Source organism: Thiorhodococcus mannitoliphagus (assembly GCF_010915725.1).
Lineage (GTDB): Bacteria > Pseudomonadota > Gammaproteobacteria > Chromatiales > Chromatiaceae > Thiorhodococcus > Thiorhodococcus mannitoliphagus.
Genome location: NZ_JAAIJR010000058.1, coordinates 1 through 23,961 on the forward strand (window position 1 = coordinate 1; position 23,961 = coordinate 23,961).

The window sequence follows — 23,961 nt, forward strand, 5'->3', positions numbered from 1 at the left end:
GACTGACTGTCCGGCTTCGATCGGAACGGCTGTCCGCTTTCCTTCGGACTGGGTGTCCGGTTTCACTGGAATACGCAGCCGGCGCCGGATCGGGACAATTCCTGCGCGCGTCAATGGCCCGTCGCCGTCTGAACCAGCTCGGCGGAACCCTGGTGGCCGGTATCCTTGCCGGTCTCTTCTACTTCGGTGTCACCGATCTGCTGATCTGGGCCGGCCATCCCAGCCCCCATCACGAGGCGGGCTATACCTCATCGCTCTTGTTCTTGATCCCGGGCTTTCCGCTGATCACGGCAGGATTGGATCTAGCACGCCTGGACCTCACGGCGGGGATCTCGCGCCTGACCTATGCGCTGCTGGTCGTCGCGGTGTCATCGGTCGGTGCCTGGGTGGTCACCGTCCTGTTCGATCTGGTCCCGCAGACGGCGCCAGCACTTACACTGTCCGATTGGAACCTGATACCGCTCCAGTTCATCGCGAGCTTCTGCGGGGTTTTTGGCTTTGCCTCCATCTTCAACACCCCGCCGCGCATCGCCCTAGCCGCCGCCCTGATCGGGGCGATCGCCAATCTGGGGCGTCTCCAGCTGGTGGAGTTCGATGTCCCGTTGCAGGCCGCCGCACCCTGCGCCACCCTGCTCGTCGGGATCTTGGCCCATTGGGTCTCGCCGCGCTTGCGGTGCCCGCGGATCGTGCTGTCCGTCCCCGCCGTGCTGATCATGATCCCCGGAACCACGGCCTATCGCGCGCTGGTCTATGCCAATCAGGGCATGTCGCTGGAGGCGATGACGAGCGCCTATGAGACGACCTTCATCATCGCCGGGATCGCCACCGGACTCGCACTCGCCCGCCTGCTGACCGATGGGGTCTGGGCCTTCGAGGATCAGCTCCCGGGGTCAAAGCGGGCGTGACTCAAAGCTGGACGGGGCATCAGCCCCATGCGGAACCTAGTGATGCCAGCCGGTCGCATCACCCGCCGCCAAGCAGGGCGTCCAGATCCAGCTCGATGGCGTCGAAGGGTGGAATACGGGCGCGGTCTCTGCCTTCAAGCGTCGCGATCGTGCGCCAGTCGCCTTCGCTGAGCATGTGGGCGACCAACATCCGCTCCTCGGGCCAGATCAGCCAGTAGTAAGGCACGCGATGGCGCTTGAGCAGCAGCGGCAGAACCTGGGTGTCTTTCTTCTCATGACCGGGCGAGACGATCTCGCAGACCCAATCCGGGGGTAGGTCGATGACGCCGTCGGGAAGTCGCGGCAGCCGCTCCCGGCGCCAGCCGGCGAGGTCGTGCGACGGGCACTCGTGGACCTCGTAGGCGACGCTGACCTCGGTCGCGAGCCACCAGCCGCCGCCGGGACCACCACGGCCGCTGAACGGATGCAGCTCACCGCGCAGGTTGCCCTGCGCCGCGCCGTGGGTGGCGCGAGCCATCGGCCGACGCACGATCTCCCCGCCGATCAGTTCCACCCGCTCATCCGGGGACAGGAGCAAATCATCCAGGGTCTTGAGCTTCACTGCCTCCATGGGGCGCCTCCGGCAATGGATTGATACGCCCTCATATTCGCGCAACCGGCCCGCCGAATCCATCGGGCCGGGCGCGGTCAGGCGGGGCACCCAGGGGATCGCGATCATCAGGCTTCAACGCCTCTATTTCCGTCCGTCGGCCGTCGCCGATCTCGGCTATTATATACAAATGTATGGTATCGATCTGATGGGTCGACCAAGACGCCGACGGCCCGCGCACGCCCATCGCGCAGGCGTCCGAGCCTGCCGATGGGTGCGTCGCCTGGTCGAGAGATTCCTGGAATTCACCTGAACGCTGGCGGCTCCCCGAATGATCCCCCTCTGGTGCAAGAGCAACTTCTCCTTCCTGGAAGGCGCGAGCCACCCGGAGGAGCTGGTGGAGACCTGCGCGGCGCTCGGCCTGGCGGCGCTAGCGCTGACCGACCGCGACGGCGTTTCCGGGCTGGTGGAGGCGCACGTCAAGGCGCGTGAGCTGGGGGTGCAGCTGATCCAGGGGGCGGAGGTCTCGGTCGACGACGGCTCGACGCTGATTCTGCTGGCGCAGAGCCGCACCGGCTACGCCAATCTCTGTCGGCTGCTGACGATCGGTCACCGGCGCTGCCCCAAGGGCGAGAGCCGGGTCGGCTGGCGGGAGGTCTATGCGCATGCCGAAGACCTGATCGCGCTCTGGGGCGGAGAGCGCTCGCTGCTCACGGGCGAGGCGGATCCCTTCTTCGTCGCCCATCAGCTGCGCGAGGCCTTCGGCGACCGCCTCTATGCATTGGCGGCCCGTCATCGCCGCGCCGAGGAGCCAGCGCTGGAGGCGCGTCTGCGCCAGCGTGCGGCGCGCTATCGGCTGCCGGTGGTCGCGGGGACCGAGGTGCTCTACCACCAGCCGCACCGACGTGAGCTGCAGGACGTGCTGACCTGCATCCGCCACCGCATCCAGCTCTCCGAGGCCGGGCGGCGCATCAAGCCGAACGCCGAGCACGCCCTGCTCTCCCGCTTCGCCTTCGACAGGCTGTTCGAAGACGATCCGAGCGCCCTCGCCCGCACCCGGGAGATCGCCGAGCGCTGCCGCTTCAATCTGGACGACCTGCGCTACCGCTACCCCTCCGAGGCGCTGCCGGACGGCTCGACCTCGTCGCAGTGGCTGCGCCAGCTCACCCTCAAGGGCGCGCGGCGACGCTACGACGGCAAGGTGCCGGAGGATGTCGCCCGACAGCTCGCCCGGGAGCTGGCGCTGATCGACGAGCTGGACTACTGCGGCTACTTCCTGACCATGTGGGAGATCGTCCAGTTCTGCCGCCGCGAGCGCATCCTCTGCCAGGGGCGCGGCTCAGCGGCCAACTCGGCGGTCTGCTACTGCCTGGGAATCACGGCCGTGGACCCGGTGCGGCTGGGGCTGCTGTTCGAGCGCTTCCTCTCGCGCGAGCGCGCCGAGCCGCCGGACATCGATCTGGACATCGAGCACGCGCGCCGCGAGGATGTCATCCAGCACGTCTTCAAGAAATACGGCCGTGAACATGCCGCCATGGTCGCCAACGTCATCCGCTACCGGGGGCGCTCGGCGGTGCGCGACGTCGGCAAGGTGCTGGGCGTGCCGGAGACGGCGCTCGACCGGCTCGCCAAGCTGCTGCCGCCCTATGGCGCCACGGTCTCGCCGCAGGTACTGAGCCAGGCCGGGCTCGACCCGGAGCAGCCGGTCTTCCAACACCTGATGCGGCTCTCGACCGAGATCCTGGACTTCCCGCGTCACCTCTCGATCCACCCCGGCGGCTTCCTGCTCGGGCAGGAGCCGGTCTCGACCCTGGTGCCGATCGAGAACGGCGCCATGGCCGACCGCACGGTGATCCAGTGGGACAAGGACGACATCGAGGCGCTCGGGCTCTTCAAGGTCGACCTGCTGGGACTGGGCGCGCTGCATCAGCTGCACCTGGGCTTCGACCTGCTGCGCGCGCATTACGGGCAGGACATCGGCATGGCGAGCATCCCGCCGGATGACGCGCCGACCTTCGCGATGATCCGCCAGGCCGATACCCTCGGCGTCTTCCAGATCGAGAGCCGTGCCCAGATGGCCATGCTGCCGCGGCTCAAGCCACGCACCTACTACGACCTGGTGATCGAGGTCAGCATCGTGCGCCCCGGCCCCATCACCGGTGGCATGGTGCACCCCTATCTGCGCCGACGCGCGGGACAGGAGCCGGTCGTCTATCCGCACCCCAGTCTGGAGCCGGTGCTGAAGAAGACGCTCGGCGTCCCGCTCTTTCAGGAGCAGGTGATCCGGCTCGCCATGGTGGCGGCGGACTATACCCCAGGTGAGGCCGACCAGCTCAGGCGCGACATGGCCGCCTGGCGCCACAGCGGCCGCATCGAGCGCCACCGCGAGCGGCTGATCCGGCGCATGATCGCCAAGGGCATCGACGCCGCCTTTGCCGAGCAGGTCTTCGAGCAGATCCGCGGCTTCGGCGAGTACGGCTTCCCCGAGAGCCATGCCGCCAGCTTCGCCCTCATCGCCTACGCCACCGCCTGGATGAAGTGCCACTACCCGGACGCCTTCGCCTGCGCCCTACTCAACGCCCTGCCGATGGGCTTCTACGCGGCCGCGACCATCATCGAGGACGCCAAGCGCCACGGTATCGCGGTGCGTCCGGTCGACGTGGTGCAGAGCGACTGGGACTGCAGGCTTGAGTCGACCGCCAGCGCGCAACCGCCACATGCCATCCGCATGGGGCTGAAGTTCATCAAAGGGGTTGGACAGGCGGATTGGGAGCGGCTGACGAAGGAGCGGACCAAGCAGCCGTTCAAATCGGTCGAGGACCTGACAAGGCGCACCCGACTCAACGCCGGAGTCATGGAGCGTCTGGCCGAATCCGGCGCCCTGCGCTCCCTGGAGCAGGACCGCCGCGCCGCACTCTGGCAGGCCGCCGGTTCAGCCAGTACGCCCGATGTCCCGCTGGAACTGACCGCCCAGGCGCCTGAGCTGCCCTTCGCCCCGCTCGACGACTTCGAGACCATCAACTGGGACTACCGCACCAGTCTCCACAGCACCCTCGGCCATCCGCTCAGTCCACTGCGCGAACAGCTGCGCGGGCAGCGCCTCCCGGACGCCACCCAGGTCAAGGCGATGCGTCACGGCCAGCGCGCCCGCTACGCCGGGCTGGTCATCTGCCGCCAACGCCCAGGCACGGCCTCGGGCGTGCTCTTCATGACGCTGGAAGACGAGACCGGCTTCGTCAACGTCGTGGTCTGGAATCAGCTGCTAGAGCGCTACGGGCTGCTGATCAAGACGACCAACTTCCTCGGCGTCACCGGCCGTATCCAGCGCCAGGATGGGGTTCTGCATCTGATCGCAGAGTCCTTCTGGGATCCGCAACCGCTGATCCATGTCCGGCTGGAGCCGACGCGGAGTCGGGATTTTCAGTGAAGACGACGGCGCGGGATTCGGTGGACTTCGCGCTCGCCCGAACCCCCTACACCCTCTCTCCTGAACCGACCGGCTCGTCGGTCGGACCGAAGTACGAGCGCCCGCTCAATGGCAAGCGACAGCCTGTCAGACGCGCTCGGTGACAAAGTCACAGAGAAAGGCAGCGGATACCGCTAGTCTGCACCCACTCCTTCAAGACCAGTCCGCTCCGGGCCTGGTCGGTCATAGGCTTACAAGCAAACAGGAATCAAGCATGAACAAGAACGTAGGCAGTCTCGATCGCACCATCCGTATCGTCGCCGGTCTCGCTCTCGCCGGCTGGGGCGTCTTCACTCAGAACTGGCTCGGCGCCATCGCCATCCTTCCCTTGGCGACCGGCCTCATGAGCTGGTGCCCGGCCTATACCCTGCTGAAGCTGAACACCAACAAGGCATAAGCAAGCCGGTTAGCCGTGCCTCCGTCGCGTCCGGTCCCTCCGGGGCCGGATGCTCCAGCCTCCAGCCTCCAGCCTCCAGCCTCCAGCCTCCAGGGCAGTATCCTTCGATCATCGGCGCTTCGCCGCATCTGATGGCGCTTGTTTTCTGGCTCGATGCCAGCCCATTGATCCCCTGCCAAAGGTACTGAAACATCGGCGCCCGCCTGCCTGGGCAACGCCTATACTGGGGCATAGTTCATTTGAAGTCCGCGAGACGCGCCGCATGTTGACGCCCTTGCGCCGAGCCCCTTGGCGTCCTTTGCGCCTTTGCGGTTCAACCCTACGAGTCCTGAATCAAGCCGCTCGCTAGCCAGGCCAGCCAATGCCCCGTTCGACGCTGCTGCGACAACGCATGCTTACGCTCTTTCTGGCGGCGATGATGCTGCTGTTCTCGCCGCTGGTGCTGCAGTTCGAGGCCTTCGGACGCTGGCTTGGCATCCCGATCCTCTTGCTCTACATCTTCGCGGTTTGGGCCGCCGTGATCGCCCTTGCCGCCTGGCTCCTTTCACGCGGTGCCGACTGAGCCGCGCACATGATCACAGGCCCCCTCATCATCGGTGTTTCCTTCACCTACGTCGGCCTACTCTTCGCCATCGCCTACTGGGCTGACCGCCGCGCCGATCAGGGCCGCTCCGTCATCGCGCATCCGACCGTCTATGCGCTTTCCCTCGCGGTCTACTGCACGGCCTGGACCTTCTATGGCAGTGTCGGTCGCGCGACCGAGAATGGCCTGGGTTTCCTGCCGATCTATCTGGGGCCAACCCTGATCGCGCTCCTCTGGGGCTCGGTCATGCTCAAGATGATCCGGGTGAGCAAGGCCGAGCGCATCACCTCGATCGCCGATTTCATCGCCTCCCGCTACGGCAAGAGTCAGATGCTCGGCGGCCTGGTCACCGTCATCGCCGTCATCGGCGTCGTCCCCTATATTGCACTGCAGCTCAAGGCCATCGCCTGGAGCTTCACCATCCTCAAGCACTATCCGGATCTGCAGATGCCGGACCAGACCACCCTGCAGCTGTGGCATGACACCGCCTTCGTCATCGCCCTGCTGCTCGCGGCCTTCACCATTCTCTTCGGCACCCGTCAGCTCGATGCCAGCGAGCGCCATGAGGGTCTGGTCGCCGCCATTGCCTTCGAGTCCATCGTCAAGCTGCTCGCCTTCATGGCCGTCGGACTCTTCGTGACCTTCGGGCTGCTCGGACTCGGCGGACCTGAGCTTCCCCAAGCCGTCGACCAGGCAAGAGAGGCCGCGCGTCTTGACCCGCTCCTCAAACCGAGCATCTCGCCCTTCCAGGACTGGCTCGCCATCACCATCCTGGCCGGGCTGGCGGTGATGCTGCTGCCGCGGCAGTTTCAGGTCGGTGTGGTCGAGGTCAGCGACGAGCGCCATCTGCGGCGCGCCATGTGGCTGTTCCCGCTCTATCTGCTGATCATCAACCTCTTCGTGATCCCGATCGCCGTCGCTGGACTCGCCATCTTTCCCAATGGCGAGGTGAACGGCGACACCTTCATGCTCACCCTCCCCATCGCCTTCGAACAGCCTTGGCTGGCGCTCCTGGTCTTCATCGGCGGCCTCTCGGCGGCCACCGGCATGGTCATCGTCGAGACCATCGCGCTCTCCACCATGGTGAGCAACGACCTGGTCCTGCCCGTCCTCATGCGGCACTGGCGGCACCGTCGCGCCCCGGAGGATCTGGGCTGGCTGCTGCTCAACATCCGGCGTGGCGCCATCATCGGCATCCTCATGCTCGGCTATCTCTACTACCGACTCGCCGGCGAGGCCTATGCGCTGGTGAGCATCGGCTTGATCAGCTTCGTGGCCATCGCTCAGCTCGCACCCACGGTCATCGGCGGCCTCTATTGGCGCGGTGGAACGCGCGAGGGTGCCCTGGCGGGACTCTCGGCCGGCTTCCTGGTGTGGATCTACACCCTGCTGCTGCCTTCCTTCGCCAAATCCGGCTGGCTCCCGACGGCCTTCATGGAAGCCGGCCCGGGCGGACTGGACTTCCTGGCACCCATGGCGCTCTTTGGCCTGACCGGCTGGAACCCGATCACCCACGGGCTCTTCTGGAGCCTGGTCGCCAACCTGGGGGCCTTCTTGATCGTCTCGTCCTTGCGCGAGCCCAACGCCACCGAGGCGACCCAAGCCCGAACCTATGTCGACGCCCTGCGTCACCGACAGCCGACCAGCGCGCCCCTGTGGCGCGGCAGCGCGGACATCGCCGAGCTGATGCGGCTCGCGGAGCGCTTTCTGGGGGTCGAGCGCACCCGGCGTGCCTTCACCGACTATGCGGGCTCACGCGATCTCCCAAGCCTGGACGTCCTCCCGGCCGACGGCCAAACCGTGAGCTTCGCGGAGACACTGCTGTCCGGGGCCATCGGCGGCGCCTCGGCGCGCCTGATGGTGGCCTCGGTGACCGAGGAAGAGGCCCTGGGCCTGGACGAGGTGCTGGATATCCTGGACGAGGCATCCCAGATCCGCGCCTATAGTCGTGAGATCGAGCAGAAATCGCTCGCGCTGGAGGCCGCCAGCGCCGAGCTGCGCGCGGCCAACCTGAGCCTTAAGGAGCTCGATCGGCTGAAGGACGACTTCATGTCCTCCGTCACGCACGAGCTGCGCACCCCGCTTGCCTCCATTCGGGCCTTCTCCGAGATCCTCTATGACGACCCGGAGATCGACCTCGACCAGCGCAAGCGCTTCCTCGGCATCCTAGTGAGCGAGACCGAGCGGCTCTCGCGTCTGGTCAACCAGGTGCTCGACCTCGCCAAGATCGAATCCGATCATGCCGACTGGCGCAATGAGGCGGTCGAACTCCAAGAAGTGGTGGAGCAGGCAGCAGAGGCGACGGAACAGCTCATCCAGGACCGCGGCATCCAGCTTGGCCTCGAGCTGCCGGAACAAGCGGCCGTCGTCTGGGGCGACCGCGACCGGCTGATCCAGGTGCTCATGAACCTGCTGTCGAACGCCGCCAAGTTCGCCGCGGCGGAAGCGGGCCGCATCGACGTCAGTCTGTGCGCCACCGACGATGGCTGGCATCTTTGTGTCGCGGACAATGGCCCAGGTATCCCAGAGGAGGCGCTGGAGCTGGTGTTCGAGAAATTCCGACAGACCAAGGTCGGCGGCACCAAGCCGGCGGGCACTGGGCTTGGATTACCCATCAGCCGCCAAATCATCGACCACCTAGGCGGCAAGATCTGGGCGGAAAACCTGCCCCAAAAAGGTGCTAATCTCTGTTTCGAGCTTCCCGCTCACCGCTCGAATACACCGGACTGAAGGCGAGACCATGAGCAAGCGCATCCTGATCGTCGACGACGAGCCCAACATCGTCATCTCCTTGGAGTTTCTCATGATGCGGGAGGGGCACGAGGTGCGCGTCGCGCGGGACGGGGAGGCCGGACTCGCCGCCGTCAAGACGCACAAGCCGGACCTGGTGGTGCTGGATGTCATGATGCCCAAGCTCGATGGCTTCGCCGTGCTCGAGGCCGTGCGTGCAGACGCAAACCTGGCAGCGACGCGGATTCTCATGCTCACCGCCAAGGGGCGCGAGGCCGAGCAAAATAAGGGACTGGCGCTTGGCGCGGATGCCTACATGCCCAAGCCCTTCTCGACGCGGGACCTGGTCGAGAAGGTCAAGGAGCTGCTTGAGCGGAACGACTGAGCCGCGGTCGCAACGCGACCCCCGCCCCACCCCAGATCAACGCGCGAGGCCTGCCATGACCGAGACCGAAAACCAGGCCACTGCAAACGCAGCCGAGCCCGCGCCACTGCGCACCTTAGCCCAGCACCAACCCTTAGTGGTCGCGCCCGACGCCCGGCTGCGCGAGACGCTCTACTACTTCAGCCAGCAGGACGCCGACGCCGCGGTGATCGCGGATCCCGACAGCGGTCTGCCACTCGGCCTAGTGACGCTGAGAGACATGCTGCAGGTGGTCAGCTTCGAGGACGGAAGCCTGGACGACCCGGTCGCCGTACACATGACCGGGGCACCGCCCAGCCTAGCCGCCGACGCCCCCAGCCACCGCGCGCGCGTCGAGATGGCGAAGAAAGGCATCAGCCACCTGGTGCTGACCGAGCCGGACGGGCGTCTCTGCGGACTGATCAGCCAAGCCGACCTGCTCGGACTGCGCGCGGGCGGAAGTCAGGCGCTGATCGAGGGCATCAACGCCGCCCGCGACATCGACGCCATGATGATGGCGGCGGACCGCGTGCGCCGACGCGGCGCCGAACTCTTCAATTCTGGCATGGCGGTCGAGTCACTCTGTCAGTGGATGTCCGGTCTGAACGACCTCATCGGCATGCGTATCATCGAGCTGATCGAGGACGAATTCGACCTGCCGCCCGTGCCTTGGTGCTGGATGCTCTTTGGCTCCGAGGGCCGCCTGGAGCAGACCTTCTCGACCGACCAGGACAACGGCCTGCTGTTCGTGCCGCCCGAGGCCGAGCAGACTTCCGCCATCCGCGAGGCCTTCCTGCCCTTCGCCCAAGCGGTCAACCAGGCGCTCCACCATTGCGGCTTCGAGCGCTGCCGCGGCGACATCATGGCCGGCAACCCTGAATGGTGTCTAAGCGCGGCCGAGTGGCAGCAGCGCTTCGCCAACTGGCTGCGGGTCCCGGAGCCGGAGGCCGTGCTGAGGAGCACCATCTTCTTCGACTTCCGCCCCCTCTACGGCACCAGCGAGCCGGTCGACCGCCTGCGCGCCTGGCTGATCAAGGAAGCCCCCGGCCATGGGCGCTTCTTCCATGCCCTCGCGGAGCAGTCGCTCGGCGTCAGCCCGCCGCTCGGCTGGGCCGGCCAGTTCACCTTCGACCGCAATCGCGATTTCCCCCACACCATCGACCTCAAGCTGCAGGGCGCACGCTATTTCATGGACGCAGCACGCATCTGGGCGCTCAAGGACGGGATCTGGGCCACCAGCACGGTCGAGCGCTTACGCGCCACGGGCGGGCAGCGCCAGCACCGCCCCGAAGACATCGCGGCCGAGATCGAGGCCTTCCATCTGATCCAGCGCTTCCGCATCAACCAGCAGCTCCAAACCAAGGATCAGGACGCGGCCAACCGGGTCGACCCCAGCGATCTCAACGAGCTGCATCGGCTGATGCTCAAGGAATCCTTCAAGCAGGCGCGTAAGCTCCAGACGCGATTGCGCCAGGAATTCGGCCTCTGAGCAGCACCGCCCGACGTGGGCGTTATCATGACCAGCCTTTCCGGGGAATGCGCGAATCCGAACACCCAAACACATCACTGAGCGAGATCAGCAACATGCAGAAGATGCACCAAACCACAATAGGCCTCTTGGCGGCTGCCCTGACCTTGACCAACGTCAGCCGCGCCGACGAGGTCATCGACCAGATCGACACCGCCAAGAAGGCCTACGAATCAGGCGAGCTGCGCAGCGCCGTGGAGACGCTCAACTTTGCCGTCGCCAAGATTCAGGAACAGATGACGGAGAGCTTACTCAAGCTGCTGCCCGAGGCGCTCGACGGCTGGACCGCCGATCCGCCGGAGTCCCAGAGCGGGGGCATGGCGGCCATGATTACCGGCACCACGCTGAGCCGTCGCTACGCGCGCGCGGATGGCGCCGAGGTCACACTCAATCTCATGGCCGATTCGCCCATGATGCCCATGCTCACCATGGCGATGTCCATGCCCTTCGTGATGCAGAGCAACCAGGACATGAAGACCTATTCCTTCAAGGGGCATCGCGGCATGGTCGAGCACGCCGCCGATACCACGGACTACGAAGTGACCTTGATGGTCGGCAACCGACTCGTCATCCAGGGCCAGGGCAGCCAGCTCGAGGACATCGCATCGATCGAAGCCTATTTAGAGCGCCTGGACCTCGATGCCATCCAGGCGGCGCTGACCAAGTAGCCCCGCGCTGGAGCGGCGCCCTTGGCGCGACGCCGCCGTTCCTAGAATCCTTGAGGGCGCAAAATGCTTGCAGATGAGTCAGATTTCGATGAAGCGTCCGACCATCCAAGGCCGTCGGGATCGGTATCGAACCGACGATAGCGATCCCGATCCCGATCCCGATCCCGATCCCGATCCCGATCCCGATCCCGATCCCGATCCCGATCCCGATCCCGATCCCGTTGGCATGACTCGTCGGTCTGAGGCGAAGCCTCGCTAGAGATTGAAAAGCAACCGCACTCAGTGGGGCAGCCCGAGCCCCGTCGAGAGGCTGAGGCTTTCCGAGACACCAAGCCCGAAGCTGGCCCCGAGCCGCTTGGCGACGGATTCGAGCAGGTCGCGTTTTTTGGTGTAGTCGACGAGCGTCTCGGTACCAATGATCTCGCGGGCCACGGAGCTCGAGCTGCCAAGCCCGTCGGCGAGACCAAGCTCGACCGCTTCCTGTCCGCTCCAGAAGAGTCCACTGAAGATCTCCTCACCGCCCTTCAGCTTGTCGCCCCGCCCCGCCTTGACCTCGGCGATGAACTGCTGGTGCAAGGTGTCGAGCACGCCTTGGACGAAGAGGCGCTGAGCCTCGGGCAGCGGCGAGAAGGGGTCGAGAATGCCCTTGTTGTCGCCGGCAGTCAGGAGCCGCCGCTCGACCCCGAAGTCGTGCATCGCCTGCTGGAATCCGAAGCTGTCGATCCGCACCCCAATGGAGCCGACCAGACTGGCCTTGTCGACGTAGATGGCATCGGCGCCGACGGCGATGTAGTAACCACCGGAGGCGCAGAGGTCGACGGCGACGGCATAGACGGGCATATCCTTGTCGTGCTCTTCCTGGTACTTCGCCTTGAGCCGTTTGATCTCATCGTTGATATAGCCGGCTTGAACTGGACTCCCGCCGGGGCTGTTGATGCGCAGGATGATGCCTTGGACCTTGTCCGACTCGAAGGCGGTCCTGAGCGCGCCGATCACGCGGTCCGCACTGGCCGCCGACTCCGGGGCGATCACGCCCTTGATGTCGATCAGCGCCGTGTGGTCCTCATCCGAGGACACCATACCCTTGAGGCTGCCCAGATTGGCCAGTGCCAGCAAGCCGATGAGGTAGAGCAGGATCAGCAGCTTGAAGAGATTCCCCCAACGGCGCCGGCTGCGCTGATCGTGCAGGTATTCGCCCGCCATGCGATTGAGCACCGCACGCTCCCAGTCGGGCTGGCCTGGGGCCGGCATCGGCTCCTCAGGTCGTTTCCAGAATCTCCACTTCATGCTAAAGCTCCTCGCGGGCGCGCTGCGCCCATGCTCGAAATTGGGTAGGGATGTCAGATTCTTACGGCGAGGCGATCAGCCTCCGCTTGATCGAGCCAGCCAGGCAGGACATGAAGCGAGTCCAGGCACGCCAAGGGCGCCTGCGCCAGCAAGCGTTCCGCGGAATGAACCCCGTAGCAAACGGCTAGTGAAGCCACGCCGGCATTGCGCGCCATCTGCAGGTCGTATTCGGTGTCGCCGACCATGAGCGTCTGCGCCGGCCGCACGCCGAGTTCATCCATCAGCTCAAGCAACATCTGAGGGTTTGGCTTGGAAAAGGTTTCATCCGCGCATCGCGTCGCGTGAAAAAGGGTATCCAATCCCGTCTCGGCCAAGGACCTGTCCAGCCCCATGCGGCTCTTGCCCGTCGCCACCGCAAGTCGATAGCCGCGCTCCGTCACCCACTTGAGCGCCTCCAGCGCCCCGGGGAAAAGCACCGAGGGCGTCTGGTTCGTCACCAAGAAGTGGCGCCGATACCTTGTGATCAGCTCGGCACGCAGCCTTGCGTCAGCGGACGGCATGAGTTGCTGCATGGCCTCGTCGAGCCCGAGCCCGATGATATCGCGCGCCGCCTCGGCCGAAGGCGGTGTCAGTTCCAAATCCAAGAAGGCGGACTGAAGACAGGTCACGATGCGTGCCTCCGAGTCCATCAGGGTCCCGTCCCAATCGAATACGATCAGCTCGAATCTCACGTCGTCGCCTCCAAAGCATCCAAGACATCCTGCAGCGCTGCCGGCAGCGGGGCCTCCACACGCAGCGGGCGCACCATCTCGCCGAGCCGGAAGCTTAGGGCTGAAGCGTGCAGGAACAAGCGCTTGAGCCCGGCCTCCTTGAGCGCCCGATTCATCGTCTCATTCCCATATTTGGGATCTCCGGCCAGTGGCGCACCCAAGTGTGCCGCATGGACCCTTATCTGATGGGTTCGCCCCGTCAGCAGCTCGGCCTCGACCAGCGTCAGGGCTTGCCCCTGAAAGCAGAATCTTTCCCGGCGTCGAAATCGCGTACGCGCCTCCTTGCCCTCGGCGCTATCGACTTCGACCAGGCGCTCGCCGCTCCTGAGCACGTTCTTCTTCAAGGGCGCATCGACCAACAGCTCCGCACGCGGCAGCTCGCCAACCATGAGCGCAAGGTAGCGCTTGCCCATGCCGCCCTCGCGAATGATGCGATGCAGCTCACGCAAGGCGCTGCGGCGCTTACTGACGACCAGACAGCCAGAGGTCTCGCGATCGAGCCGATGGACCAGCTCCAGCTCGCGCCCTGGTCTGAGCTGGCGGAGCGACTCGATCAGCCCATAGCTCAAGCCGCTGCCCCCATGCACGGCAAGCCCCGAGGGCTTGTCGATCACCAGCAGGCGCTCGTCCTCATAGAGCACGGCCGTCCCGAGCTGAGCCAAATGCGCATCCGAGGCCCGTCCGACGGGGGCGGCCTCAGCCTGTCGCATGGGAGGGATACGCACCATGTCGCCCTGGCGCACGCGATGATTGGCTTTCACACGGCCCTTGTTGACCCTGACCTCACCACGACGGAGGATGCGATAGACGTGGCTGCGCGGCACGCCCTTTACGAAGCGCAGCAAGAAGTTGTCGATTCTTTGCCCGTCCGACTCCTGATCCACACAAACCTGTTGTGGTGCGCTAACAGCACCCCCACCATGGTCTTCTGAGGAAGGGAATGGTGAATGGGCGCGGGGCCTTGCCTTGAGCTTGGGCTTCAACGCGGATCTTGAGGATTTCAATTTGGCGACGGACCTGCGGTATGTGGTCAATAGCTGCTTGCGGCTCAATTGCTGCTTAGAAATTTCGCTGCTAACATTAGCGGCTTGCGCTAGCCAGTGGAAATAGACATCTTTCCCGGAGCGGCGAGCGTTTCCCGAGGTTCGAGTCCAACACCTGTCAGCCGGGCGCCATGAGCGACCCTCAGACCCATATACCGGCATCCATCAATTTGGCCATGCCGCCCGAGGGCCGCGAGGTGCTTCCAACAAGCTCGCCGGGTCGAACGACGCAGAATTCTACACCCTGCGACCTACCCGTGCGGCGCACGTCTAGGCGGACAGGCGCCTCCGGCAACTTCTCTGCCGCTCCAAAGCGGACATCCCTCCAAGCGGGATAGGTCCGAATGACGCGGGTCCCTCAAGGAACCCGTAAACAATGATTAATGTGCGCGTGCCCGCAGAAAGCCCGCCCAAGCGCGTGCCGGCGAAGCGGACAATGCAGACGCCTGGAGAGAGCGACACGCCGGGCTGACGGGCGACGCGCCCAGCCAACCGCAGCCCCCTAAGCGTGCTGCGGCGAGGCGCCAAGCCACGGGTTACGCGCCGTGGTGTGCAAGAAGGAACAACATGAAAAGAATGCTCATCAACGCAACTCAGCCGGAAGAGTTGCGCGTCGCGACCGTCGACGGGCAGTTGCTTTACAACCTCGACATCGAGTCCCCGGGGCGAGAGCAAAAAAAGGCCAACATCTACAAGGGCGTCATCACCCGGGTCGAGCCAAGCCTGGAAGCGGCATTCGTCGAATACGGGTCGGAGCGCCACGGCTTTCTGCCGCTGAAGGAGATCGCCCGCTCCTATTTCGAGCCCGATAGCGTCAAGCCGGGTACCCGCGTCAGTATCAAGGAAGCGGTTCGCGAGGGCCGCGAGGTCGTCGTTCAGATCGACAAGGAAGAGCGCGGCAACAAGGGTGCGGCACTGACGACCTTCATCTCACTCGCCGGCCGCTACCTGGTGCTGATGCCCAACAACCCCCGCGCCGGCGGCGTCTCCCGCCGCATCGAGGGTCAGGACCGCAGTGAGCTGCGCGATGCCATGAGCCAGCTCGAGATCCCAGAGGACATGGGACTCATCGTGCGCACCGCTGGCGTCGGCAAGAACGTCGAAGAGCTGCAGTGGGATCTGAACTACCTGCTGCAGCTGTGGAAGGCCATCGTCAGCTCGAGCGAGAGCCGCAAGGCCTCCTTCCTCATCTACCAGGAGAGCGATGTCATCATCCGCTCGATCCGCGACTACCTGCGCGCGGATATCGGTGAGATCGTCATCGACGACCCGGCCGTCTACGAACGCGCGGAGAATTTCATCCGTCAGGTCATGCCGCAGAACCTCAAGAAACTGCGCATCTACCAAGACGAAGTCCCCCTCTTCACGCGCTACCAGATCGAGACGCAGATCGAGTCGGCCTTCCAGCGGGAGGTTCGACTGCCCTCCGGCGGTTCGATCGTCATCGATCATACCGAGGCCCTGACCTCCGTCGACATCAACTCGGCGCGCGCCACCAAGGGCGCCGACATTGAGGAAACGGCGCTCAACACCAACCTCGAGGCGGCGGACGAGATCGCCCGTCAACTGCGACTGCGCGACCTCGGCGGGCTCTTCGTCATCGATTTCATCGACATGACCCCGCCGAAGAATCAGCGCGAGGTCGAGAACCGCCTGCGCGAGGCCCTGAAGCAGGATCGTGCCCGCGTCCAGATCGCGCGCATCTCACGCTTCGGCCTGCTGGAGATGTCTAGACAGCGCTTGCGCCCATCGCTCGGCGAGTCCAGCCAGCAACCATGTCCCCGCTGCAAGGGCCAGGGCACCATTCGCGGCGTCGAGTCGCTTGCGCTCTCGATCCTTCGCGTCGTGGAAGAAGAGGCGATGAAGGACAGCACCCATCGCATCCTGGCGCAGCTCCCCGTCAGCGTCGCGACCTTCCTGCTGAACGAAAAACGCCGCGCCATCTTGGACATCGAGGAGCGTCAAGACGTCGAGATCCTCCTCCTGCCCAACGAGCACCTCCTGACCCCCGAGTACCAGATCGAGCGCGTCCGCACCCAAGACTCGGACAAGGATGAGGCGGACGAGCTACCCAGCTACGAGATGGCAACGCCGGGAAACCCTGACGAAGCACCCCACTACGCCAAGCTGGGACAGCCGCTGCGCGTCGAAGAGCCAGCGGTCAAGCAGGTCACGCCTAGCGCGCCCGTACCGCAGCCGTCACGCGAGCGCACGCCACCGCCCGCCGTCGCCATTCGTCGAGAGCCAGAGCGTAGCGAACCAGAGAGCCTCCTCAAGCGGATCTGGACCGGCCTGTTCCAGCCGCGAGCCCCAGAGTCGCAGGACGATAGCGCCATGAGCGCGGCGCCCAGCTCCGACGCAAGCCGGCCTCCAGCTCAGCGCAGTCAAGGACGCGGGCCAGCCCGTCCGAGTGGACGCAACGGCAACGGCGACCGCGAGGGGAGATCGCGCACCAATGGGCATGCGCCATCATCCCGCGCCGAGCGCGGTCGCGCCAACGCTGGGGCCGATGCGAGCAACCCAGAAGCAGGACGCAGTCCCCGCGACAATGCAAGCGCAGACACAAGCAGCGGCGACGAGGCATCACGCGGCCCGAGATCCGCAGACAGCCGCAATCGCCGAGGCGGCACGCGCGGACGCGGACGCAGAGGCTCGAGCAGCAGCACTCAGCGCCCGGACAGCAACGGCGCATCAACTGCAGGGCAATCCGATCCTGGCGTGAGTTCTGCTGCCACGGAGAGCGACTCGCAAGCGCCGCAAGCGGCTCACTCCGCCCGCAGCAAGCCTCAGGAGCGCGCCAACCGAGCCGACGATCCCAGACGCAGCCAGACGCAAGCGGAAAGTCCCGAGGACAGCGGCCTGGACACGGCATCCGCGCCGGACGCTAGCAGCGCGGAGGCTGATGCCGAACGAACCCAGGGTGCTGGCGGCACTCCCGGCAACGAGCGCTCACGCTCGTCTCGCCGCCGCCGCGGTGGACGCAACCGTCGGCGGCCGGCGGCCAACGGCGATTCCGGCGACATCGCCCAGTCGGCGGATGCAGCACAAGGCCATTCACCCTCTGGCGATGCGCCCGCCTCCCCAAGCGAAAGCAAGCCCGCAGCGGAGAGCGCGCGGACTCAGGATGTCGCTGGGGAGCAAAACCCGAAGCCGTCACGAGAAGCCGCACCGAGGCGAGACGACTTGGATCAGGACCGCCCGACGACACAAGCCCCGCCGAGCGTTGAGCCGAAAGAGCCACCAGCGCCGAGTGCGACGCGGGAGCCGGACAGCGCATCGCCAATGCCGATGCTGCCCGGGCCTGAAACCAAGCGTGACTGGGGGGATGCCCCGGCCTCGCAAGACGTGCCCCCAGCCGCCGAGCGGCCGCGCGCGGCACCCCCTGAGCCAATGCAGAGCCAGCCGCCAATCGCCGCATCAACAGGCGGCCCGAGCGCAAGCTCGGATGACAGCTGAGCCGATACCACCAGTGATGACAGCGGGGCTCGATCAGGAGCCCCGCTGAGCGCCGGACCGCCCAACCCGCGAGCCCCTATTGGCAGCCTCCGCATCATGCTCAGACTCTTCGTCGAAAGCCAAGTCCGCATCCTCAGCCTAGCATTCCGGCTGCTTGTCCCTCGCAAGGCTGGATCCCGCGCCAGCCTGAAACGCCTGACGGTCCTCTTGGCCTTCATGCCGCTCTTCGCCGTCGTCCAGCTCCTTCACTGGGCCGGCTTTCTGCTCGACGAGATCCTCTTTCCAGCCTACCGACGCGTCGAGGTCCGCGCCCCGCTGTTCGTCCTCGGCGTCCCGCGCAGCGGCACGACCCATCTGCATCGCGTTCTGGCGGAGGACGAGCAGTACACGACCTTCTCCACCTGGGAGTGCTTCTTCGCCTTGTCAGTCACGGCCCGACGCTTCTGGCTCGGCGTCGGATGGCTGGACGCAAAGGTCGGAAGGCCCTTGGGAAGGCTCCTGAACTGGTCGGAGGGGAAGCTGCTCGGCGGCATGGCCGAGGTCCATCGCATGAGCCTCGGGGATCCGGAGGAAGACTACTTCGCGCTCATGCCCGCGCTCGCTTGCTTCATCCTGGTCCTGCCGTTCGCACACTCGGACTTCGTCTGGCACATGGGCACCTTTGACCGCGACATGCCCGAGGGCGAGCGGCAGCGCCTCATGCATTTCTACCATCGCGCCCTGCAGCGCCACCTTTACGTTCATGGGCCCGACAAGCGCCTACTCTCCAAGAACGCCGCTTTCGCACCCTTGGCACATGCACTCAGGGACCGGTTCCCGGATGCGCGCTTCATGATCTGCCTGCGCGAGCCCACCAGGACCATCCCCTCTCAGCTCAGTTCGATCGAGTCTGGCATCCGCTTTTTCGATGCCCTCTCGCAAGCGCCGGACCTGCGATCACGCCTGACCGAGCAGCTCGGCTTCTACTACCGAAATCTCGACCAAGCCTTCAGCACGACACCCGAAAACCGCTGCGTTTGGGTTACCATGAGCACGCTCAAGAAGGATCTTGGCGCTGCGATCGGACGGATCTACAACCAGCTCGAACTGGATCTGAGCACTGAATTCCGCAGCCGATTGGCACACCAGGAAGCGCACAGCCGGCAGTACCGCAGCGGCCATCGTTATTCGCTTGAGCAATATGGTCTGACCCAGGAAGCGATCGAGCGGAGACTTGGGGGCCTCTACGCCAAGCTCTCCAAGCGCGCCATCGCACTTGAGAGCGCACCTGAGGCCAAGGCAAGGCGAGCGCAGCTCGAGGCGCTGGTGACCTGAGCCGAACCCATGGGGGCGCGCCGAGATCCACCAAAGCCGAGGCAAACCCCTTAGATCCTCACCATGCGAGTGCAGCCCAGCAACCTCGCAACGGCCTTCAAGCTCGTATCGACTCAGAGACTCCGGCTTGTCGACAATGGAGCCCGCGCACTCATGCTGAATCTCTCAGGCACTGACACCGGCATCACAAGCCCCACCCCGAGCAGCGCACAGGGCCTGCGTGTGGCGATCGTGTCGGACGCGGCGCCAGAGCGTAACGGGGTCGGGGCCTACTACCGTGACCTCGCGGACCATCTCAAGGCCAACGGCGCCCGCGTCGCGCTGATCGCACCGCGCCATCACGGCGAGCGCTGGCACGGCGGCATGCAGTTGCCCTTGCCCGGCGATCCGACCCAGAAGATTCTCGTTCCCTCTTGGTCGCTGGTGAGCAAGCGTTTGAACCGACTGCGCCCCACCGTGATCGTGGTCCCCACCCCAGGCCCTTACGGCATGCTCGGCATGTATCTCGCTGGACGCCAGGGGGTCAATCTGGTGGTCGGCTTTCACACGCATTTCGAAGCCCTGACGGATCTGTTCCAAGACTGGGGCTTGCGGGCGCGCATCGCCAACGCCTATTTGCGGACCTGTCATCGCTTGCTCTTCAAGCGCAGTCAGCTCGTACTCGCCAATTCGCAACAGATGGTCGATGTCGCGCGCGAGATTGGCGCACGCCGGGCCGACCTCATGGCAACCCCCATCCCCAAGCGATTCTTGGACTACCCAGCAATTCGAGCAGGCACGGAGGTCAAGCGCGTGCTCTTCGCTGGTCGCCTTGCCCCAGAGAAGAATCTAGAGGTCATCGTGGAAGCCGCCCAGCGCCTGCCGGAGATGGAGTTTGTCATCGCCGGCGACGGACCACTCAGGGCTTGGCTGGAGCAGCAGTGCGGGGGCCTACCGAACCTCAATCTCATCGGCTGGGTCAGTCGCACCCGCATCATGGCGCTCGTCGACAGCGTCGATGCACTGGTGCTGCCTTCGCGCGTCGAATCCTTCGGAACCATTGCCCTGGAGGCCATGGCACGGGCCCGTCCCGTCGTGGTCTCCTCGGCGTGCGGCATCATGAGCTGGGACATGCTCAGCCGCGGCATCTTCCCCATTCGTAATGACGAGCATTTGGCCGACGCCTTGACGCGGCTCCGCGATCTGGACCCGGCGATGCGCGAACGCAAGGCGCGGATCGCACGCGAGGCCGCAATAGAACTCAATCAGCGCAATCTCGATCATTGGATCGCCGTCTTGCGCGGCGACTTCGGACGCTCAATCGATGCCACAAGCTGAGCAAGTACGGGCATTGGTCTCGGTGCATGACGTCATGCCCGAGACGCTGCCGCAAGTCGAGCGCATCCTCAGGCTCCTAGAAGCCGAGGGGATCAGCGCCGTCACCCTCCTGGTGGTTCCCGGGCGTACCTGGTCGTCCGAGCAGATCGACGTCTTAAAGCGCTTCGAGTCGCAAGGCTACGAGCTGGCGGGGCACGGCTGGCTCCATCGGGTCGAGCGCTACGGCGGCCTCAAGCACCGCCTTCACGCAAGCCTCATCTCGCGGAATGTCGCTGAGCATCTAGCGCTCGACGCCGATGGCATCTTGGCATTGATGCACCGATCGCACGCTTGGTTTCGTCAGCAGGGACTGAAATCGCCCACGCTCTATGTCCCCCCGGCCTGGGCCTTGGGCCAGATTGCCCGCAACGCACTGGCCACCCTTCCCTACCTGCAATACGAGATCTTCTCCGGGATTCTATCGGGCCAGACCGGGCGCCTGCACCCCATTCCAATGCTCGGCTACGAGGCCGACAGCGCTTGGCGCGCACCCGTTATTCGGCTGTGGAATCGCTTCAATCGGCGCCGCTCCCGCACCAGAGGCTGGCTGCGCATTGGCATCCACCCGCACGACCTGGACCTCCGCCTCGCCGAGGATCTGCGCAACGACCTCAAGCGATTCCGGCTGCACGCAGACTATTCCGCCGTCGACGACCAGCCGGGCGCTCAGAGATACCGTCTGCTCACATCGTCCAGGAGTCCGCGCGAGGCCGACTCCACCATGTCGAACACCCGATCGAATCCGCGCTGACCACCGTAATAAGGGTCCGGCACCTCACGAATCCCCAGTTCAGGCGCAAACTCCATGAAGAGGCGCAGCTTGTGCTCCTGCCCCGGCGGGCAGAGGTCCGCCAGGCACGCGTGATTGTCCTCGTCCATCGCCAGAACATAATCGTAGTGATGGAAGTCCTCGGCCCGCGCGCGTCTGGCGCGCAAGTCGCTAATGTCGATGCCGCGCTCGGCGGCGGTCTCGCTGGCGCGCCGATCCGGCTGCTCACCCGTGTGATAAGCGTGAGTCCCGGCGGAATCGATCTCGATGAGATCCAGCAAGCCCGCCTCCCTCACCATTTGCCGAAAGACGCCGTGTGCCGTTGGCGATCTGCAGATATTTCCCATACAAACGAATAGGACTTTGACTCTTACGCTTGTGCTCATAGGCATAAAAAACGTCTCTCCAAATCCAAAAGGCGCACCAGGATAAGGCGAGCCATCAGGTTTCTATAGCGGTTAGAAAGTGACCATCAACAACTTCCCCCCTTTCGCAAAGGGGGGCCAGGGGGGATTTCGGACGGGATCGCTCACATCGGGAAACAGTTGATGGGCGCTTCCTTAGCAGGACTGCCCGCCGTCCGGGAAAACGAGACCACACACAAGGACACACACACGGAGACGCAATCGACGTCAGGGTGTCGACCGCAGCTTGCGCCGCAGCTGACTTGACTCACGTGCCTGTTCCTGGCGCGTCGAGAGTGACCTGAGACGCGCCCGATAGCCTGCCGCACTGGCCCCGGGCTGCTCGACTTCTAGGGGCGTCGACTGCTGCAAGCGTCGCTCCCGACGCAGGCCTTGTCGCTCCAAGCGCTGCTCCCGCTCAAGGCTGGCATCGCGAGTCTGCTCCCCAAGCCGCTCTGCACTGCGCGATCGACCCGACGCATCCGGCGCTGCCCCGGGGTGAGGCGTCCGGTCGGGACGGTCCAAGCGCAGCCAAGATCCGCCCGTCACATCCGGGCGCGGCCGGTCGAAAAGGGTCGGAGACTCCTGGCCGAAGGCGGCGGGTAGATGGAGAATTGTTGCACAAAGGAGACAAGCAAGACCAATCCCACAGGCCATGCGCACCAGGCTAGTGCATTTTACCAACGCAGGAACCTGAACTGTGCGTCGCTCAGCGAAGGAAAGGGACCAGGGTGATCGCCATTTCATACAAGCCTTTGATTAAATTAACCTCAAACGTCGAAAAGCGAGCTGGCCCCGAATCTGCTTATAAGCTTACAAAGCAAGGTTTCCTTCATGCTTTGATCTGTTCTCTGACCTCCTCAGTGGTGATTCGCCCCGCAGTTGCGGGGTTTTTTTTGCACTGTCGGCAAAATCACCCGTCCAAGGCCGCTTGGGATGGCATCGGCAGCACTTGAGGCTCGCGCATCGGCGATCAGGCTAGGCCTGCTCGATGCGGCTTTCAAACTGGGGAAACTGCTCGATGGTCCGCTTGACGGCGCAGAGATCCATCGCCTTGAGAATGCCGTTCTGATATTTCTCGGGAAACCCCTCTGGGAGCTGGAGCCGCAGCACCATGCGCGACGCCGAGGGGTCCGACTTGTTCGGCTCCCAGTCCATCCAGAGCTTCAGCCCATCCGTCGACAGCTTTCTACTCTGACAGAACTTCAGTGCGAAAATCCCCGCGCAGGTGGCAATGGAGCTAAGAAAGAGGTCATAGGGCTGAGGCGCGGATTGATCGCCGCCCGCCTCCTTCGACTGGTCGGTCGTAATGTTGAATTCGCGAATCGCCGCGTCGACGCGCTGTCCACCGGGAAAACTGACTTCGATCGTTTCCGCCATTTTCGATCCTCTCTGCAAGCTGCGGTTCGACTGATCTCCTTGGGTTCGAAGGCTCTGGCTCCGATGAACCAGCCTACCGCTTTCCAAGCGGCCGGGCTCTCCACGCGCTCAAGTGCCGACCAGGTAGGCCGCCGCGCGCGCCAGATCGGCCCGAGTATCGACGCCAGGCCCCGGCTCCTCCGCCGCAATGCCAACGCGAATCGGCTCCCCGTGCCACAGCGCCCTGAGCTGCTCCAAGGACTCGGCGATCTCCAAGGGAGACGGCTCGAAAGCGACATAGCGCCGCAGAAAGGAGACCCGATAGGCATAGAGGCCGATATGTCTGAGGAAGCGCACTGAAGTCGGCAACTTGGCCCGATCCCCGAGAAACTCGTCACGATGCCAGGGGATGGGTGCCCGCGAGAAATAGAGCGCCAGACCGGCGGCGCTCGTAACCACCTTGACCGCATGTGGATCGAAGAGCACGGAACTCTCCGTGATCGGACAGGCGAGCGTCGCGATGCCGACGCCATCCGCTGCCACGAGTTCGGCAGCGACTTGGCTGATGAGTGCCGATGGCATGCAAGGCTCATCGCCCTGAAGATTGACGATGACGGTGTCATCGCCCCAGCCGCAGCGTTCCATGGCCTCGGCAACACGATCCGTTCCGCTGCGGTGGGCCGAATCCGTCAGCAGCGCTGTCACGCCTAGCGCCGCGCAAGCATCGAGGATGCGTTGATCGTCGGTGGCGACCACGACCTCATCGGCCTCACTCGCGCGGGCGCGCTCGACCACATGCTGGATCATCGGTTTGCCGGCGATCTCCAGCAGCGGCTTGCCCGGCAGACGTGTCGAGCCGTAGCGCGCCGGAATCAGGACCTTGAACCCTTTATCCATGTCTCAACTCACTTAGAAAGCGTCCATCAACAACTTC

The 23,961-nt window shown here is 64.7% G+C and carries 21 protein-coding genes; 13 read left to right on the forward strand and 8 right to left on the reverse strand.

All coding sequences use genetic code 11. From position 1 onward, the window contains the following. The first annotated feature begins 29 nt into the window (after window positions 1–29). Window positions 30–905, forward strand: a complete 876-nt coding sequence (locus G3480_RS14540; protein WP_276611711.1) for a threonine/serine exporter family protein — start codon at window positions 30–32, stop codon at window positions 903–905. 58 nt (window positions 906–963) lie between these two features. Here the strand turns inward: G3480_RS14540 and G3480_RS14545 are convergent, their stop codons facing one another. Further along, a complete protein-coding gene (locus G3480_RS14545; protein ID WP_164654613.1) occupies window positions 964–1,515 on the reverse strand; it encodes a Uma2 family endonuclease in 552 nt (183 codons plus the stop codon). Between the two features lie 310 nt (window positions 1,516–1,825). Here G3480_RS14545 and G3480_RS14550 point away from each other — a divergent pair, with 310 nt between their 5' ends. The 8 genes from G3480_RS14550 to G3480_RS27900 all read left to right on the forward strand — a co-directional run bounded on the left by G3480_RS14550 (window position 1,826) and on the right by G3480_RS27900 (window position 11,528). After that, window positions 1,826–4,921: an error-prone DNA polymerase gene (locus G3480_RS14550; RefSeq protein WP_164654614.1), complete on the forward strand. Its 3,096-nt coding sequence runs from the start codon at window positions 1,826–1,828 to the stop codon at window positions 4,919–4,921. A gap of 253 nt (window positions 4,922–5,174) precedes the next feature. Further along, window positions 5,175–5,357, forward strand: coding sequence for a YgaP family membrane protein (locus tag G3480_RS14555; RefSeq protein ID WP_164654615.1), 183 nt, complete (start codon window positions 5,175–5,177; stop codon window positions 5,355–5,357). Window positions 5,358–5,718: 361 nt separating this feature from the next. After that, window positions 5,719–5,919: a hypothetical protein gene (locus tag G3480_RS14560; protein ID WP_164654616.1), complete on the forward strand. Its 201-nt coding sequence runs from the start codon at window positions 5,719–5,721 to the stop codon at window positions 5,917–5,919. Between the two features lie 9 nt (window positions 5,920–5,928). Beyond that, a complete protein-coding gene (locus G3480_RS14565; protein ID WP_164654617.1) occupies window positions 5,929–8,670 on the forward strand; it encodes an ATP-binding protein in 2,742 nt (913 codons plus the stop codon). A gap of 10 nt (window positions 8,671–8,680) precedes the next feature. After that, the gene (locus G3480_RS14570) at window positions 8,681–9,055 is read left to right on the forward strand and encodes a response regulator transcription factor (RefSeq protein WP_164654618.1); all 375 of its coding nucleotides are present in this window, start codon (window positions 8,681–8,683) and stop codon (window positions 9,053–9,055) included. Between the two features lie 55 nt (window positions 9,056–9,110). After that, complete coding sequence (locus G3480_RS14575; protein ID WP_164654619.1) at window positions 9,111–10,562, forward strand: DUF294 nucleotidyltransferase-like domain-containing protein; 1,452 nt, start codon at window positions 9,111–9,113, stop codon at window positions 10,560–10,562. Window positions 10,563–10,657: 95 nt separating this feature from the next. Beyond that, window positions 10,658–11,269, forward strand: a complete 612-nt coding sequence (locus G3480_RS14580; protein ID WP_338114143.1) for a hypothetical protein — start codon at window positions 10,658–10,660, stop codon at window positions 11,267–11,269. Between the two features lie 88 nt (window positions 11,270–11,357). Further along, window positions 11,358–11,528: a hypothetical protein gene (locus G3480_RS27900; protein ID WP_206171723.1), complete on the forward strand. Its 171-nt coding sequence runs from the start codon at window positions 11,358–11,360 to the stop codon at window positions 11,526–11,528. Between the two features lie 20 nt (window positions 11,529–11,548). On the opposite strand, the gene G3480_RS14590 is transcribed toward G3480_RS27900, so the two are convergent. Genes G3480_RS14590 through G3480_RS14600 form a run of 3 tightly spaced genes read right to left on the reverse strand, consistent with a single transcriptional unit; the run spans window position 11,549 to window position 14,210 of the window. Next, on the reverse strand, window positions 11,549–12,556 hold the full coding sequence (locus G3480_RS14590) for a S49 family peptidase (RefSeq protein WP_164654620.1): 1,008 nt from the start codon (window positions 12,554–12,556) through the stop codon (window positions 11,549–11,551). A gap of 53 nt (window positions 12,557–12,609) precedes the next feature. Beyond that, window positions 12,610–13,287, reverse strand: a complete 678-nt coding sequence (locus G3480_RS14595; RefSeq protein ID WP_164654621.1) for an HAD-IA family hydrolase — start codon at window positions 13,285–13,287, stop codon at window positions 12,610–12,612. Continuing rightward, window positions 13,284–14,210: an RluA family pseudouridine synthase gene (locus G3480_RS14600; RefSeq protein WP_338114144.1), complete on the reverse strand. Its 927-nt coding sequence runs from the start codon at window positions 14,208–14,210 to the stop codon at window positions 13,284–13,286. Before G3480_RS14600 ends, G3480_RS14595 begins: the two co-directional genes overlap by 4 nt. A gap of 726 nt (window positions 14,211–14,936) precedes the next feature. On the opposite strand from G3480_RS14600, the gene rne reads away from it, so the two are divergent. The 4 genes from rne to G3480_RS14620 all read left to right on the forward strand — a co-directional run bounded on the left by rne (window position 14,937) and on the right by G3480_RS14620 (window position 21,246). Then, window positions 14,937–17,825 (forward strand): ribonuclease E, encoded by a 2,889-nt coding sequence (gene rne / locus G3480_RS14605; RefSeq protein WP_164654623.1) that lies wholly within the window; start codon window positions 14,937–14,939, stop codon window positions 17,823–17,825. A gap of 96 nt (window positions 17,826–17,921) precedes the next feature. Beyond that, window positions 17,922–19,139: a sulfotransferase gene (locus G3480_RS14610; RefSeq protein ID WP_164654624.1), complete on the forward strand. Its 1,218-nt coding sequence runs from the start codon at window positions 17,922–17,924 to the stop codon at window positions 19,137–19,139. A gap of 153 nt (window positions 19,140–19,292) precedes the next feature. Further along, window positions 19,293–20,456, forward strand: coding sequence for a glycosyltransferase (locus G3480_RS14615; protein WP_164654625.1), 1,164 nt, complete (start codon window positions 19,293–19,295; stop codon window positions 20,454–20,456). Then, the gene (locus tag G3480_RS14620) at window positions 20,443–21,246 is read left to right on the forward strand and encodes a DUF2334 domain-containing protein (RefSeq protein WP_164654626.1); all 804 of its coding nucleotides are present in this window, start codon (window positions 20,443–20,445) and stop codon (window positions 21,244–21,246) included. The genes G3480_RS14615 and G3480_RS14620 overlap by 14 nt, the downstream gene beginning before the upstream one ends. Here the strand turns inward: G3480_RS14620 and G3480_RS14625 are convergent. From G3480_RS14625 to kdsB, 4 genes are all read right to left on the reverse strand, one after another. Next, window positions 21,162–21,650: a low molecular weight protein-tyrosine-phosphatase gene (locus G3480_RS14625; RefSeq protein WP_164654641.1), complete on the reverse strand. Its 489-nt coding sequence runs from the start codon at window positions 21,648–21,650 to the stop codon at window positions 21,162–21,164. The two genes, G3480_RS14620 and G3480_RS14625, sit on opposite strands and share 85 nt — an antisense overlap. Window positions 21,651–21,896: 246 nt before the next feature. After that, window positions 21,897–22,193: a hypothetical protein gene (locus G3480_RS14630; protein ID WP_164654627.1), complete on the reverse strand. Its 297-nt coding sequence runs from the start codon at window positions 22,191–22,193 to the stop codon at window positions 21,897–21,899. Window positions 22,194–22,646: 453 nt separating this feature from the next. Further along, complete coding sequence (locus tag G3480_RS14635; RefSeq protein ID WP_164654628.1) at window positions 22,647–23,048, reverse strand: OsmC family protein; 402 nt, start codon at window positions 23,046–23,048, stop codon at window positions 22,647–22,649. Window positions 23,049–23,156: 108 nt separating this feature from the next. Continuing rightward, window positions 23,157–23,924, reverse strand: a complete 768-nt coding sequence (kdsB, locus tag G3480_RS14640) for a 3-deoxy-manno-octulosonate cytidylyltransferase (RefSeq protein ID WP_164654629.1) — start codon at window positions 23,922–23,924, stop codon at window positions 23,157–23,159. Window positions 23,925–23,961 lie beyond the last annotated feature (37 nt).

Bases quoted from the DNA above. Each gene is read 5' to 3' on its own strand.
- G3480_RS27900 (WP_206171723.1), top strand. From the start codon at position 11,358: ATGAAGCGTCCGACCATCCAAGGCCGTCGGGATCGGTATCGAACCGAC.
- rne (WP_164654623.1), top strand. From the start codon at position 14,937: ATGAAAAGAATGCTCATCAACGCAACTCAGCCGGAAGAGTTGCGCGTC.
- G3480_RS14590 (WP_164654620.1), bottom strand. From the start codon at position 12,556: ATGAAGTGGAGATTCTGGAAACGACCTGAGGAGCCGATGCCGGCCCCA.
- G3480_RS14555 (WP_164654615.1), top strand. From the start codon at position 5,175: ATGAACAAGAACGTAGGCAGTCTCGATCGCACCATCCGTATCGTCGCC.
- G3480_RS14635 (WP_164654628.1), bottom strand. From the start codon at position 23,048: ATGGCGGAAACGATCGAAGTCAGTTTTCCCGGTGGACAGCGCGTCGAC.
- G3480_RS14550 (WP_164654614.1), top strand. From the start codon at position 1,826: ATGATCCCCCTCTGGTGCAAGAGCAACTTCTCCTTCCTGGAAGGCGCG.
- G3480_RS14625 (WP_164654641.1), bottom strand. From the start codon at position 21,650: ATGAGCACAAGCGTAAGAGTCAAAGTCCTATTCGTTTGTATGGGAAAT.
- kdsB (WP_164654629.1), bottom strand. From the start codon at position 23,924: ATGGATAAAGGGTTCAAGGTCCTGATTCCGGCGCGCTACGGCTCGACA.
- G3480_RS14570 (WP_164654618.1), top strand. From the start codon at position 8,681: ATGAGCAAGCGCATCCTGATCGTCGACGACGAGCCCAACATCGTCATC.
- G3480_RS14580 (WP_338114143.1), top strand. From the start codon at position 10,658: ATGCAGAAGATGCACCAAACCACAATAGGCCTCTTGGCGGCTGCCCTG.
- G3480_RS14610 (WP_164654624.1), top strand. From the start codon at position 17,922: ATGCTCAGACTCTTCGTCGAAAGCCAAGTCCGCATCCTCAGCCTAGCA.
- G3480_RS14615 (WP_164654625.1), top strand. From the start codon at position 19,293: ATGCTGAATCTCTCAGGCACTGACACCGGCATCACAAGCCCCACCCCG.
- G3480_RS14545 (WP_164654613.1), bottom strand. From the start codon at position 1,515: ATGGAGGCAGTGAAGCTCAAGACCCTGGATGATTTGCTCCTGTCCCCG.
- G3480_RS14620 (WP_164654626.1), top strand. From the start codon at position 20,443: ATGCCACAAGCTGAGCAAGTACGGGCATTGGTCTCGGTGCATGACGTC.
- G3480_RS14560 (WP_164654616.1), top strand. From the start codon at position 5,719: ATGCCCCGTTCGACGCTGCTGCGACAACGCATGCTTACGCTCTTTCTG.
- G3480_RS14575 (WP_164654619.1), top strand. From the start codon at position 9,111: ATGACCGAGACCGAAAACCAGGCCACTGCAAACGCAGCCGAGCCCGCG.
- G3480_RS14565 (WP_164654617.1), top strand. From the start codon at position 5,929: ATGATCACAGGCCCCCTCATCATCGGTGTTTCCTTCACCTACGTCGGC.